Origin of the sequence: Azospirillum aestuarii, assembly GCF_016632405.1 — a bacterium.
GTDB classification, from domain to species: Bacteria; Pseudomonadota; Alphaproteobacteria; order Azospirillales; family Azospirillaceae; genus Azospirillum; species Azospirillum aestuarii.
This window is the reverse complement of the sequence record NZ_JAEPIV010000007.1, coordinates 153,246-165,504: the sequence shown is the minus strand read 5'-3', so window position 1 is coordinate 165,504 and position 12,259 is coordinate 153,246. Positions and strand designations below refer to the sequence as shown.

The 12,259-nt window shown below is 67.2% G+C and carries 14 protein-coding genes; 8 read left to right on the top strand and 6 right to left on the bottom strand.

Annotation, left to right across the window (positions count from 1 at the left end; translation table 11 throughout):
- Positions 1-28: 28 nt before the first annotated feature.
- The 5 genes from JJL56_RS15475 to JJL56_RS15455 all read right to left on the bottom strand — a co-directional run bounded on the left by JJL56_RS15475 (position 29) and on the right by JJL56_RS15455 (position 3,920).
- Positions 29-1,927 (bottom strand): potassium transporter Kup, encoded by a 1,899-nt coding sequence (locus JJL56_RS15475; protein ID WP_109070600.1) that lies wholly within the window; start codon positions 1,925-1,927, stop codon positions 29-31.
- A gap of 199 nt (positions 1,928-2,126) precedes the next feature.
- On the bottom strand, positions 2,127-2,900 hold the full coding sequence (fliP, locus tag JJL56_RS15470) for a flagellar type III secretion system pore protein FliP (protein WP_186452959.1): 774 nt from the start codon (positions 2,898-2,900) through the stop codon (positions 2,127-2,129).
- Positions 2,897-3,217: a FliO/MopB family protein gene (locus tag JJL56_RS15465; RefSeq protein WP_145626382.1), complete on the bottom strand. Its 321-nt coding sequence runs from the start codon at positions 3,215-3,217 to the stop codon at positions 2,897-2,899. Before JJL56_RS15465 ends, fliP begins: the two co-directional genes overlap by 4 nt.
- 8 nt (positions 3,218-3,225) lie before the next feature.
- Complete coding sequence (locus JJL56_RS15460; RefSeq protein ID WP_200485570.1) at positions 3,226-3,597, bottom strand: hypothetical protein; 372 nt, start codon at positions 3,595-3,597, stop codon at positions 3,226-3,228.
- Positions 3,594-3,920, bottom strand: coding sequence for an EscU/YscU/HrcU family type III secretion system export apparatus switch protein (locus JJL56_RS15455; RefSeq protein WP_014240972.1), 327 nt, complete (start codon positions 3,918-3,920; stop codon positions 3,594-3,596). Before JJL56_RS15455 ends, JJL56_RS15460 begins: the two co-directional genes overlap by 4 nt.
- Positions 3,921-4,145: 225 nt before the next feature.
- Between JJL56_RS15455 and flgB the strand changes: the two genes are divergently transcribed.
- From flgB to JJL56_RS15420, 7 genes are read left to right on the top strand one after another with little or no spacing between them, the layout of a single operon-like run.
- Complete coding sequence (flgB, locus tag JJL56_RS15450) at positions 4,146-4,550, top strand: flagellar basal body rod protein FlgB (protein WP_145626384.1); 405 nt, start codon at positions 4,146-4,148, stop codon at positions 4,548-4,550.
- A gap of 34 nt (positions 4,551-4,584) precedes the next feature.
- Complete coding sequence (gene flgC / locus JJL56_RS15445; RefSeq protein ID WP_035674975.1) at positions 4,585-4,995, top strand: flagellar basal body rod protein FlgC; 411 nt, start codon at positions 4,585-4,587, stop codon at positions 4,993-4,995.
- A 38-nt stretch (positions 4,996-5,033) separates the two neighbouring features.
- Entirely contained in the window at positions 5,034-5,333 is a 300-nt protein-coding gene (gene fliE, locus JJL56_RS15440) for a flagellar hook-basal body complex protein FliE (RefSeq protein WP_014240969.1), read from the top strand.
- A 45-nt stretch (positions 5,334-5,378) separates the two neighbouring features.
- Positions 5,379-5,699 carry a flagellar biosynthetic protein FliQ gene (locus tag JJL56_RS15435; protein WP_145626385.1) on the top strand — a complete coding sequence of 107 codons (321 nt, stop codon included), beginning with the start codon at positions 5,379-5,381 and terminating at the stop codon, positions 5,697-5,699.
- Positions 5,696-6,466 carry a flagellar biosynthetic protein FliR gene (gene fliR / locus JJL56_RS15430; RefSeq protein WP_145626386.1) on the top strand — a complete coding sequence of 257 codons (771 nt, stop codon included), beginning with the start codon at positions 5,696-5,698 and terminating at the stop codon, positions 6,464-6,466. Before JJL56_RS15435 ends, fliR begins: the two co-directional genes overlap by 4 nt.
- A 15-nt stretch (positions 6,467-6,481) precedes the next feature.
- Positions 6,482-7,558, top strand: coding sequence for a flagellar biosynthesis protein FlhB (gene flhB, locus JJL56_RS15425; protein ID WP_145626387.1), 1,077 nt, complete (start codon positions 6,482-6,484; stop codon positions 7,556-7,558).
- Positions 7,559-7,608: 50 nt separating this feature from the next.
- Complete coding sequence (locus JJL56_RS15420) at positions 7,609-10,134, top strand: hybrid sensor histidine kinase/response regulator (protein ID WP_145626388.1); 2,526 nt, start codon at positions 7,609-7,611, stop codon at positions 10,132-10,134.
- 24 nt (positions 10,135-10,158) lie between these two features.
- On the opposite strand, the gene JJL56_RS15415 is transcribed toward JJL56_RS15420, so the two are convergent.
- Complete coding sequence (locus tag JJL56_RS15415) at positions 10,159-10,662, bottom strand: class I SAM-dependent methyltransferase (RefSeq protein WP_145626389.1); 504 nt, start codon at positions 10,660-10,662, stop codon at positions 10,159-10,161.
- Positions 10,663-10,898: 236 nt separating this feature from the next.
- Between JJL56_RS15415 and recA the strand changes: the two genes are divergently transcribed.
- Positions 10,899-11,978 (top strand): recombinase RecA, encoded by a 1,080-nt coding sequence (gene recA / locus JJL56_RS15410; protein ID WP_145626390.1) that lies wholly within the window; start codon positions 10,899-10,901, stop codon positions 11,976-11,978.
- Positions 11,979-12,259: the final 281 nt, after the last annotated feature.

Here is a 12,259-nt window from a genome sequence, read left to right as displayed (position 1 = left end):
GCTTTTTCGTTGGCGTGGCGGCGGACCGTCAGAGCTGAACCTGGGTGCCCAGCTCGACCACGCGGTTCGGCGGGATCTTGAAGAAGTCGGTGGCGCTGACGGCGGTGCGGGACATCACGACGAACAGCTTCTCCCGCCACTGGGCCATCTGCGGGTTGATGCGGGGAATCAGCGTCTCGCGGCCGAGGAAGAAGGAGGTCGTCATCACGTCGAACTCCAGCCCGAACGCCTTGCACAGCCGCAGCGCCTTGGGGATGTTCGGCTCCTGCGAGAAGCCGTAGCGCACCGTCAGGCGGTAGAAGCCGTCGGCCAGCCCTTCCAGGACGACGCGCTCCTTGGCCGGAACGCGGGGCACGTCCTCGACCATCACGGTCAGGAAGACGATGCGCTCGTGCATCACCTGATTGTGCTTCAGGTTGTGCAGCAGGGCGATGGGCACTGTGTCGGCGCTGGAGGTCAGGAAGATCGCCGTGCCCTTCACCCGCTGAATGTCGGAGGACTTGGCGTGCCGCTTGATGAAGCTGTCCAGCGGCAGGGAATCCTCGGCCAGACGGCGGTTCAGGACGGCGCGGCCGCGGCGCCACGTCGACATCAGCCCGAGAGTCACCGCGGCGATGACCAGCGGGACCCAGCCGCCGTGCGGAATCTTCACCGCGTTGGCGAGGAACAGCGCCAGATCGACGCTCAGGAACAGGGCGCCCAGCGCCAGACAGGCGGGCAGGCTCCAGTTCCAGCGGCGGTGCGCCACGACCAGCGCCAGGATGGTGGTGATGACCATGTCGCCGGTCACCGCGATGCCGTAGGCGGTCGCCAGCCGGCTGGAGGACTCGAACCACAGAACCAGCCCGATGACCGCGAACAGCAGGCCCCAGTTGGCGCGCGGGATGTAGATTTGCCCGCCTTCCTCCTGCGAGGTGTGGCGGATGTCCAGCCGCGGGCACAGGCCGAGTTGCACCGCCTGCCGGGTCAGCGAGAAGACGCCGGAGATCACCGCCTGGCTGGCGATCACCGCCGCGCAGGTCGACAGCAGGACCATCGGATAGAGGCCCCACTCCGGCACCAGCAGATAGAAGGGGCTGCGCACCGCCGTGGGATCGCTCAGCAGCAGGGCGCATTGGCCGAGATAGTTCAGCAGCAGCGCGGGCAGCACCACGGCCAGCCACGCCACCTTGATCGGGCGGCGGCCGAAATGGCCCATGTCGGCGTAGAGCGCCTCGCCCCCGGTGACGGCCAGCACGACGGCGCCCAGCACCAGGAAGCCGATCCAGCCGTTCGAGGCGAAGAAATGCACGGCGTGGCGCGGGTCGAGCGCGGCCAGGACCTGCGGCTCCTTGACCAGCTCGATCAGGCCGAGCAGGCCCAGCGTGGCGAACCACGCGACCATGATCGGGCCGAACAGCCGCCCGACCTTCTCGGTGCCGCGGCTCTGGATCGCGAAAAGGGCGATCAGGATGCCCACGGTCACCGGCACGACGACCCGCTCCAGCGCCGGCTGCGCCACCTCCAGCCCCTCCACCGCGGAGAGGACTGAGATGGCCGGGGTGATCATGCCGTCGCCGTAGAACAGGGCTGCGCCGAACAGGCCCATCGCCATCAGGCCGGACAGCCGCCCGGTGGAGTCGGGCCGGCTGTTGGTCGCCAGCGCCAGCAGGGCCAGGATGCCGCCTTCGCCCTTGTTGTCGGCCCGCATGACGAACAGCACGTACTTCACCGTGACCACGAGCACCAGGGCCCAGAAGACCATGGACATGATGCCGAGGATGTTCTCCGGGGTCAGGGCGAGCCCATGCTCCGGCGAGAAGCATTCGCGCAGCGTGTAGAGCGGGCTGGTGCCGATGTCGCCGTAAACGACGCCAAGCGCACCGAGGGTGAGCGCGGCCAGCCTGCCCTTGTCGGGTGCCGCGGCTTTCAGGGTCGTGTCTGACATGTGGGACGTGGAGGAGGTCCGTTGGGAGTGCGAGCGGGGACGAAGAAGCCACAAGCTGCGGGTATGGCGGCGGTCGGTGCGCTCGCGCGGGCCGATCCTCTTACGCTCTTTCCTGATCCGATACTAGCGCAAGCCGGTACGCCCGTCCGCAGGCCGTTTCACCTGCGACGATCTGTGCCGGACGCCGTGGCCGCCCTGTTCAGAGCGTGCCGAAGCTGCGGGCCAGCGACCCGGCGATCAGGTACCAGCCGTCCACCAGCACGAAGAAGATGATCTTGAACGGAATCGCCACCATGGTCGGCGGCAGCATCATCATGCCCATCGACATCAGGATCGACGACACCACCATGTCGATGATCAGGAAGGGCAGGAACAGCAGGAAGCCGATCTCGAAGGCCCGCTTGATCTCCGAGATCATGAAGGCGGGAACCAGCACGTGCAGCGGGGTCTGCTCGGCGTCCGTCACGTTCTCGATGCGCGCCATGTCCATGAACAGGCGCAGGTCCTTCTCGCTGGTGTGCTTCAGCATGAACTCGCGCAGGGGGGCGACCGTGCGGCGGAACGCCTCCGTCTCGTCGATGTCCTGGTTGATCAGCGGCTGGATGCCCTGGTTGTAGGACCGCTCGAACACCGGGGCCATGACGAAGAAGGTCAGGAAGACCGCCAGCGACATCAGCACCGTGTTCGGCGGCACCTGCTGGATGCCGAGCGCCGAGCGCAGGAAGGACAACACGATGACGATGCGGGTGAAGGCCGTCATCATGATGAGGATGGACGGCGCCAGCGACAGCACCGTGATGAGCGCGACCATCTGGACGATGCGTCCGGTGGTCGATCCCCCGGCGTCGCCCAGGTCGAAGGTCATGCTCTGGGCGAGCGCCGGCCCGGTGGCCAGCGCCCCGGCGACTCCGATCGCCAAGGCCAGCAGGCCGGCGAACGCCAGCCGTCCCGTCCCGCCGGTGCCGACCTTCATGACCGTTCCCCCGCGGGCGGCGGGGCGGAAACCTCGGCCATCGCGCCCTGGAAGCCGCCGCGCGGCGTCTGGTCGACCACTTGGTCGCCGAAGGCGCTCAGCAGCAGCAGGTGCTCGCGGTCGTCGCGGCGGACCAGCACCAGCCGGCGCTTGCCGTCGAGCGGCAGCACCTCAACAACGCCCAACCGGCGCTGGCGCCCCGACGTGGCGGTCATGCCGCCGAAACCGATGCGGCGCATCACCCAGGCCACCAGCACGATCAGCGCGATGACGAAGGCGAGGGCGAGAACGAATTGGATGTACTGGTCGAGGCCCATGGATCAGGTCAGCTCTGTCGGGACGGCGTGGCCGGCGGGTCGGACGGGAGGTCGGCGGGGGCGCCGCGGCCGTAAGCGGCGCTGGCGCGCTGGCGCGCCGAATGGGGGTCGTGGCGTCCTTCGGCGGCGGCGGCCAGCGTTTCCCTCTGGCGGGTCAGCGCCGCGGCGACGGTGTCGAGCGCCGGGAGCAGGCGTTCCAGGGCGGCGGCCAGCTCGTCGGCGTCGCCGCCGGCGGACCGCGCCTCGGCGCACAGCGCGGCGATACGGGTGTCGAGCCCGGTGAGGTCCGCTGCCAGTCCGGCCTCCATCTGGGCGTGGGTCTCCTCCAGCGCGGCGGCCAGAGCCTGGATGTCGCGGCGGAGCGTCGCGGCGTCTGTCACGGAGCCTCTCCGGTGGCCGGCTCCGCAGAAGGCGGCAGCGTGCCGTTGGCGCGGTAGACGTAGGCGAGGATCTCGGCCACGGCGGCGATGGCCTCGATGGGGATTTCCGAGTCGATGTCCACCGCCGACAGGATTTGCACGAGGTCGGCATCCTCGCGCACCTTCACGCCGTTGGCGAAGGCCAGCTCCAGGATCTGTTCGGCCACATGGCCCTTGCCGGTGGCGACCACGCGGGGCAGGGACTGGTCGCCCAGCTCATACTTCAGCGCGACCGCGACGGGGCGGTTGGGAAGAGGGCGGTGGTTGGGAGTCGGCTCGGACAAGGGGCTCCTGCCGGATGGCCTGTGTCGATCGGCGTATCCTGGCGGAACATGCTTAACGAAGCATGAAGCTCAAGCGTGACAGGAAGGGGCAGAGCGATGCCGTGGGTGGGATTCATCTTTGATTAACTGAAACGGCGGAAGATCGGAATGCTGTGATGCATCCCGCCCGCCTTGCTGCGCGCCTTCGCGCGTCCGGGCGGCAGGCCCTCAGACCGGAACCCGGCGATGAATCTCGAAAATCTCGGCCTTTTCAAGCTGATGTCGCGCAAGATGGGCTGGCTGACCGAACGCCAGAACGTGATCGCGGCGAACATCGCGAACGCCGACACGCCGGATTACAAGGGCCGGGACCTGAAGCCCTTCACCTTCCGCGACGCCCTGTCCGACAGCCGGCGCCTTCAGCCCTCCGCGACCAACGCCTCGCACCTCCAGGGGACGCGGGGCACGGGCGGGCTGAACCAGGAGCAGCGCCAGCGCAATCCCTACGAGACGGCGCCGGACGGCAACAACGTGGTCCTGGAAGAGCAGATGCTGAAGCAGGGCCAGACCGGCATGGACTACCAGACGATCACGAACCTCTACAAGAAGCAGGTCAACCTGATCCGGTCTTCCATCCGCAGCGGCGGCTAAGGGGCGGCGGGGTTCAGGGCTAAGGAGGCGGAACATGGATCTCTACACGTCGATGGCGGTGTCCGCGTCCGGCATGAAGGCGCAGGGCACACGCCTGAAGACCATCGCGGAAAACCTGGCCAACGCCAACACCACGGCGGAAACGCCGGGCGATCTGCCATACCGGCGCAAGGTCGTGATGTTCCAGAACGCTCTGGACCGCCAGATGGGGGTCGATCTCGTCCGCGTCGCCAAGATCGACGTGGACAAGAAGGATTTCGAGCGGCGCTACGACCCCTCGCACCCCTCCGCGGACGCCGACGGCTACGTGCTGCTGCCCAACGTCAATTCGGTGGTCGAGGCGATGGACATGCGCGAGGCGCAGCGCTCCTACGAGGCCAACCTGTCGGCGGTCGACAGCGCCCGCCAGATGCTGATGCGCACCATCGATATCCTCCGCACCTGATGCCGCGACGATTTTTCTAAAGGAAGGACGCACGTCCCATGGTCAATCCGATCAACGCCGCCGCGGCCTACGCGAACACGGCCGCCTCCACGACCGGGCCGGGCATGGCCCCGCGCAACGGCGTCAGCTTCGGCGACGTTCTGGAGCAGACCGCCAAGGAGGTCATCGGCGACCTGAAGCAGGGCGAGACGATGACCGCCAAGGCCGCCGTCGGGCAGGCCGACCTGACCGACGTGGTCCAGGCCGTCACCAACGCCGAGGTGACGCTGCAGACCGTCACCGCCGTGCGCGACAAGGTGCTGTCGGCCTATCAGGAAATCCTGCGCATGCCGATCTGACGGCGGCTTGCGGACCCTGAGCAAAAGCGTCCTGAGCGAAGCATCATGAGCGAAACCGACGTCATCGAGATCTGCCGCACCTCCATCGTCACGCTGGTGCTCGTGGTGGCACCGGTGCTGGTCGCCATGATGGTGGTCGGCACGATCATCTCGGTGTTCCAGGCGGTCACCCAGATCAGCGAGCAGACACTGGCCATGGTGCCGAAGGTCCTGCTGGTCTTCGGCCTGTCGATCCTGCTGATGCCATTCATGCTGGGCGAGTTGCGCTCCTTCTTCGAGCATGAGGTCGCCGACCGCATCGTCGCCATCGGCACCGGCGTCAACAGCGTCCCCAACGCCGGAAACCTGCCCGGCGGCGGCGGATGAACCTGCTCCAGCAGTTTCTGGGCGACCAGATCTTCGTCTGGTTGCTGGTCTTCGCGCGCGTCGGGACGGCCTTCAGCATCATGCCGACCATCGGCGACGCCTTCGTCTCCACCCGCACGCGCCTTCTCTTTTCCGTCGCGGTCAGCGTTCTGGTGGCGCCGGTCCTGGGCGACCGCATGCCGCCGATCCCCGACAACATCTTCCGTCTGTTCGTCCTGATCGCCGGGGAGGTGACCATCGGCATCTTCATGGGCACCGTCGCCCGCCTGCTGATGGGCGCGCTGGAGGTGGCCGGGACGATCATCGCGCTTCAGTCCGGCCTGTCGAACGCCCAGATGTTCAACCCGGCCATGGCGTCCCAGGGATCATTGCCCGGCGCCCTGATGGGGTGGCTGGGGCTGTTGCTGATCTTCATCACGAACCTGCACCATCTGCTGATCATGGCGGTGGTGGACAGCTACTCCACCTTCGTGCCGGGGGCGGCGATCCCCATCGACGACATGGCGAACGTGGTCGGGCAGTTGGTCGGCAAGTCCTTCATGCTGGGCGTGCAGATGGCGGCGCCGTTCCTGATCTCCGGCATGCTGTTCGCGCTGGCGCTGGGTTTGCTGAACAAGTTGGCGCCGCAGATCCAGGTGTTCTTCCTGTTCACCTCGCTTCAGGTCGCGCTGGGGCTGTTCATGTTCGCCCTGACGCTGGCCGCGATGATGATGTTCTGGCTGACCCATTTCGAGGCCGCCTTCGTCGATTTCCTGAGACCGGGCTGAGCGGGGAGAGATCCGGTGTCCGAAGACGCGGATGAATCATCCAAAACAGAAGACCCTACGCAAAAGAAGCTCGACGAGGCCCACAAGCAGGGCCAGTACGCGATGACGCAGGAAATCGGCAACTGGCTGATGATCGCCGCGGCGCTGGTGATCCTGGTCACGATCCTGCCCGGAACGCTGAAGGGCATGGTGCCCCGCCTGAACTTCTTCTTCGAGAACCTGGACCAGATCCCCATGGACCAGGGCGGGGTCGGCACGGTGCTGATGCAGGTGATGAAGGACATCCTGTGGGCGCTGTGGCTGCCCATCCTGTTCCTGCTGTTCGCCGGGGTGATCGGCACCATCGGGCAGAAGGGCTTCAACGTCTCCTGGGAGCTGATCGCGCCGAAATTCAACAAGCTGAACCCGATTTCCGGCATCGCCAACCTGTTCAGCGCCCAGAAGGGCGTCGATCTTCTGAAGAGCCTGGCGAAGGTCGCGGTGGTCGGCGTCGTCGCCTACATCGCGCTCCAGCCGATGATGCTCACCATCGGGCATTTCATCGGCATCGACATGATGCTGCTGCTCCGCGAGATGGACGGCCTGACCTTCCGGTTGCTCGCCGGCGTTCTGGCCATCCTGACTCTGATCGCCGGGGCCGACCTGTTCTGGCAGCGCCACAGCTTCGACAAGAAGATGCGCATGACCAAGCAGGAGGTGAAGGACGAGCACAAGCAGGCCGAAGGCGACCCGCATGTGAAGGGCCGCATCCGTCAGTTGCGGTTCGAGCGGGCGCGCAAGCGCATGATGGCGGCGGTGCCCGGCGCCGACGTGGTGGTGACCAACCCGACCCACTTCGCCGTCGCGCTGAAATACGACTCCACCACAATGGGTGCCCCGATGGTGGTGGCGAAGGGCGCCGACGCCGTCGCCTTCAAGATCCGCGAGATCGCCGAGGAGAACGGCGTGCCGGTGATGGAGAATCCGCCCCTCGCCCGAGCGCTCTATGCCGCATGCGATATCGACGAGGAGGTTCCGTCCGAGCACTATCGTGCCGTGGCGGAAGTCATTACCTATGTCTTCAAGCTGAAAGGACGCATGGTGCGGAACTGAGGACCGTTCCCGGACCTTTCCTTGCGGCGAACGGCTGACCTGGAGTTCCGGTGGACGACACGACCTCTTCCTTTGCCGACAGCGCTCCCGCCGGCCGCCGCACCAATGGTGTCCTGGGGGTGGGAGACCGGCCCGGCGGCACATTCGCCACCGGGGTTCTGACGGTCCTTCTTCTGGCTGGGCTGGTTGCGGCGGGGGCGGGGGTGGTTCTGGACCGCGACCCGCTGGCCTGGGCCGGGCTGACCGCCGCGGGCGCAGGAGCCCTGGCCCTGGCGATCCGCATGGTCCGCGCGCGGCGGCGGGTGGCCCGCGTCGGCTCCCTGCTGGGCAGCGCGCTGGAGGGGCTGCCGTCCGGTCAGCTGGTCTGCGACGGGGCCGGGCATGTGGTCTTCGTCAACAGCACCTTCCGCACGCTGACCGGGTGGAGCGAGGGGGAGCCGCCGCTGAGCGCACTCGAACGCCAGTTCGCCGACGATCCGGACAGCGCCGACGCCTTCCGCCGCCTGTGCGAGCGGGTGAAGGGCGGTTATTCCGGCTCCATCGAGTTGGCGGTCCGCCAGCAGGGGCGCGCCGCCGAGTGGCGCCGCATCCAGGGCCAGCCCATCGACGGGCACGCCGGGGCGGTGATGTGGCGCGTCGAGGACATCACCGCGCGGCGCGAGCTGGAGCAGGTGACCCGGCGCGAGCAGACCCAGCTCGTGGATTTCATGGACCACGCACCGGTCGGCTTCTTCTCGGTGGACCAGGACGGGCATTTCCAGTTCGTGAACGCGACCCTGGCGAAATGGCTGGGCGGCGCGCCGGAGGATCTGGTCGAGGGCGGGCGCCGCCTTCACGACGTTGTGGCCCATCCGCCCACCGGCTCCGCTCCCTACGACCTTCTGGATGGCGGGGGGATGGAGCAGCGCGGCGAGATCGCCATGCACGGCCTCCAGGGCCGCCGTTTCCAGGCCTATGTCGCGCAGAGCGTGGTGAGGGGCGAGGACGGGCGGGTCTCGCACACGCGCTCCGTCGTGCGCGACCTGACGCCGGAACGCGAGTGGCAGGAGGCCCTGCGCCTGTCCGAGCAGCGCTTCCAGCGCTTTTTCGAGGACGCGCCCATCGGCATCGCGCTGGTGGACGAGGGCGGACGGCTGGCCGAATGCAATCAGGCCTTCCTGGCGCTGATCGGCAGCGAGGCCGGCAACGTCCTCGGGCGGACGATGGCCGACCTGATCGTCCCGGCGGAACGCGCCATGGTGACCGAGCGGCTGACCGCCGTGCAGGGCGGCGCCGACCCCGCCGCCCCGCTGGAGGTGCGGTTGACCGGCGGGCGCGAGCTGGTGGCCCAGCTCTACGCGCGGCGGCTGGGCGGGGTGGGGCCGGAAGGGGCGGCGGGGCTGATCCTGCATTTCATCGACATGACCGAGCGCAAGGGGCTGGAGGCCCAGTTCGCCCAGTCGCAGAAGATGCAGGCGGTCGGCCAGCTGGCCGGCGGCGTCGCCCACGACTTCAACAACCTGCTGACCGCGATGATCGGCTTCTGCGATCTGCTGCTGCTGCGCCACAAGCCGGGCGACCAGTCCTTCAGCGACATCATGCAGATCAAGCAGAACGCCAACCGCGCGGCCAACCTCGTGCGGCAGCTTCTGGCTTTCTCGCGCCAGCAGACGCTTCAGCCGCGCATCCTGAGCGTGACCGACGTCCTGGCCGAGCTTGGCAACCTGATGCGCCGGCTGATCGGCGAGAACATCGAGCTGAAGATGCTGCATGGCCGGGACATCGGCTATGTGAAGGTGGACCAGAACCAGCTGGAACAGGTCATCATCAACCTCGTGGTCAACGCGCGCGACGCGATGGCCGGGGGCGGGCGTCTGACCATCGTCACCTCCAACCATGTGGTCGAGCAGGCGCAGCGCCGCGAGCACGAGACCATTCCCCCCGGCGACTATGTGTCCATCGAGGTGATCGACACCGGCTGCGGCATCCCCAAGGAAAATCTCCAGCGCATCTTCGAGCCCTTCTTCACGACCAAGGGCGTGGGGTCGGGCACCGGGCTGGGGCTGTCCACCGTATACGGCATCGTCCGCCAGACCGGCGGCTTCGTGCTGGTCGAGTCGGAGAAGGGGGAGGGGACGACCTTCACCATCCTGCTGCCCCGCCACAAGGGCGAGGCCCGTCCCGACCAGGGCGAGCCGCGCGAGCGGCGCGGCAGCGACCTGACCGGCTCCGGCACCATCATGCTGGTGGAGGACGAGGACGCCGTGCGCGTCTTCTCCGCCCGCGCGCTCCGCAACAAGGGCTATCAGGTGCTGGAGGCCAAGAACGGCGAGGCGGCGCTGCAGCAGATCGGCACGGACGGCAACCGCATCGACCTGCTGATCACCGACGTGGTGATGCCGCAGATGGACGGCCCGACCCTGGCCCGCCATGTCCGGCGGATGAGGCCCGACATGCGGGTGATCTTCATCTCCGGCTATGCCGAGGACCGGCTGGGCGAGATCGACGGGGTGGAGGTCGCCCATTTCCTGCCCAAGCCCTTCTCCCTGAAGCAGCTGGCTTCCAAGGTGAAGGAGGTCATCCGGGACGGCAAATAGCCGATCGGAACACCGCTGCGGCGCCTATCCGACGCGCCAGCCGTGATAGGCCCAGCGTTCCGTCCCCGGCACATCGACAGCCTCCCACCCGCGACGCCCGGCGCCGATCGGGCGGTCCGAGAGGACGAGCGCGCCCGGCGCCAGGAAGGGTTCGATCAGCCCGCCGATCCAGTGGCGGATGCCCTCCTCGTCGTCCTCCCGTGCGCTGCCGATGTCGGCATGGGCCAGCCGCACCGCACCGCCGAACCGTTCCGCGGCGGCGGGCAGCGTGTCCCGGAAATCCCCCAGGAACAGCCGGTCCTCGTCCGGACGCAGGGAAGCGGGAACGCGCGCCCACATGTCGAACACCAGGATGTCGCGCGGTGGAAACAGGGTGCGCAGATGGTCGTAGGTGCGGCCCTTCCCCAGACCGATCTCCATCACCGGACCGGGGGTCCCCGCGACGCAGCCGGCGGCCCAGCCGAGCGCCACACGCTGGGTCGTGAGGCGGTCGATCATACGGTCGAGCGTGGAATGGGCGATCGTCATGTCAGGCCTTTCGGGGCGTTGTCGGTGGGGCATCTCCTCTTGAACGCCGCCGTTGGACTTCCGTTGCGCGGCGCCGGATCGTTCCTAAATTCCGACCTGTGCATCGATGAGAACATTCGCGGAACTTAGGGCTTTGCGCAGAGGAACAAAGCTGGTACATTCCCTCTCACCGAATGACCGTTGGTGAGATCGTTGGCCCTGGGGCCGCGGATGTGATCTAACAAGGGGAGACGGGCATGTCGTCCGCACAGCTTCGTTTGGTCGAGAAGGATTCCATGGATAAGCAGAAGGCCCTGGATGCCGCTCTGGCGCAGATCGAGCGCGCCTTTGGCAAGGGCTCGATCATGAAGCTCGGCGCCCGCGAGAACACGGTCGAGACGGAGGTCGTCTCCACCGGCTCTCTCGGCCTCGACATCGCGCTGGGCATCGGCGGCCTGCCGCGCGGCCGCATCGTCGAGATTTACGGGCCGGAAAGCTCGGGCAAGACGACGCTGGCGCTGCACGCCATCGCCCAGGCCCAGAAGAACGGCGGCACCTGCGCCTTCGTGGACGCGGAGCACGCCCTGGACCCGGCCTATGCCCGCAAGCTGGGCGTGAATGTGGACGAGTTGCTGATCTCCCAGCCCGACGCCGGCGAGCAGGCGCTGGAGATCGCCGACACGCTGGTGCGTTCCGGCGCCGTCGACGTGCTGGTGGTCGACTCCGTCGCCGCCCTGGTGCCGCGCGCCGAGTTGGAAGGCGAGATGGGCGACAGCCACGTCGGCCTGCACGCCCGCCTGATGAGCCAGGCGCTGCGCAAGCTGACCGGCTCCATCTCCAAGTCGAACTGCCTGGTGATCTTCATCAACCAGATCCGCCTGAAGATCGGCGTGATGTTCGGCAACCCGGAGACGACCACCGGCGGCAACGCGCTGAAGTTCTACGCCTCCGTCCGCCTGGACATCCGCCGCATCGGCGCGATCAAGGACCGCGAGACGGTGGTGGGCAACCAGACCCGCGTGAAGGTGGTGAAGAACAAGATGGCCCCGCCGTTCCGCGTGGTCGAGTTCGACATCATGTACGGCGAGGGCGTGTCGAAGGTGGGCGAACTTCTCGACCTCGGCATCCAGGCCGGCGTGGTGGAGAAGTCGGGCGCGTGGTTCAGCTACGACGGCACCCGCATCGGCCAGGGCCGCGAGAACGCCAAGAACTACCTGCGCAACAATCCGGCGGCGGCCGACTCCATCGAGGCGAAGATCCGCGGCAACGCCGGCCTCGTCGCCGACGCGATGATGGGCACCCCGGAGGCCGACGGCGAGGCTGCGACCCCGGAGTGATCCCGGGCGGGTAAATGGGTTTCGATGTGCGAAAGCCCCTCTCCGGTTCGCCGGAGAGGGGCTTTTCGTTCCATCGGGGCGTGTGGCGCTGCCAGTCAGCCGGCATGACTCTCTCGATCAATGCTAATCCATTGATCTGCCGCGATTCACGGCTGGAAGATGATGAAGTGATCATTCTCTCAGCTGTATCAGTAATCGGAAGGGTTCTTTTGCATGATGTTTGCCGAGCGGACGTCGAGCCCAGGCCAATGCGCAAGAAAGGATGTCCATCTGATTCCTTT

Bases quoted from the DNA above. Each gene is read 5' to 3' on its own strand.
- fliP (WP_186452959.1), bottom strand. From the start codon at position 2,900: ATGAAGGTCGGCACCGGCGGGACGGGACGGCTGGCGTTCGCCGGCCTG.
- recA (WP_145626390.1), top strand. From the start codon at position 10,899: ATGTCGTCCGCACAGCTTCGTTTGGTCGAGAAGGATTCCATGGATAAG.
- JJL56_RS15415 (WP_145626389.1), bottom strand. From the start codon at position 10,662: ATGACGATCGCCCATTCCACGCTCGACCGTATGATCGACCGCCTCACG.
- fliR (WP_145626386.1), top strand. From the start codon at position 5,696: ATGAACCTGCTCCAGCAGTTTCTGGGCGACCAGATCTTCGTCTGGTTG.
- JJL56_RS15435 (WP_145626385.1), top strand. From the start codon at position 5,379: ATGAGCGAAACCGACGTCATCGAGATCTGCCGCACCTCCATCGTCACG.
- JJL56_RS15475 (WP_109070600.1), bottom strand. From the start codon at position 1,927: ATGTCAGACACGACCCTGAAAGCCGCGGCACCCGACAAGGGCAGGCTG.
- flgC (WP_035674975.1), top strand. From the start codon at position 4,585: ATGGATCTCTACACGTCGATGGCGGTGTCCGCGTCCGGCATGAAGGCG.
- flgB (WP_145626384.1), top strand. From the start codon at position 4,146: ATGAATCTCGAAAATCTCGGCCTTTTCAAGCTGATGTCGCGCAAGATG.
- JJL56_RS15465 (WP_145626382.1), bottom strand. From the start codon at position 3,217: ATGGGCCTCGACCAGTACATCCAATTCGTTCTCGCCCTCGCCTTCGTC.
- fliE (WP_014240969.1), top strand. From the start codon at position 5,034: ATGGTCAATCCGATCAACGCCGCCGCGGCCTACGCGAACACGGCCGCC.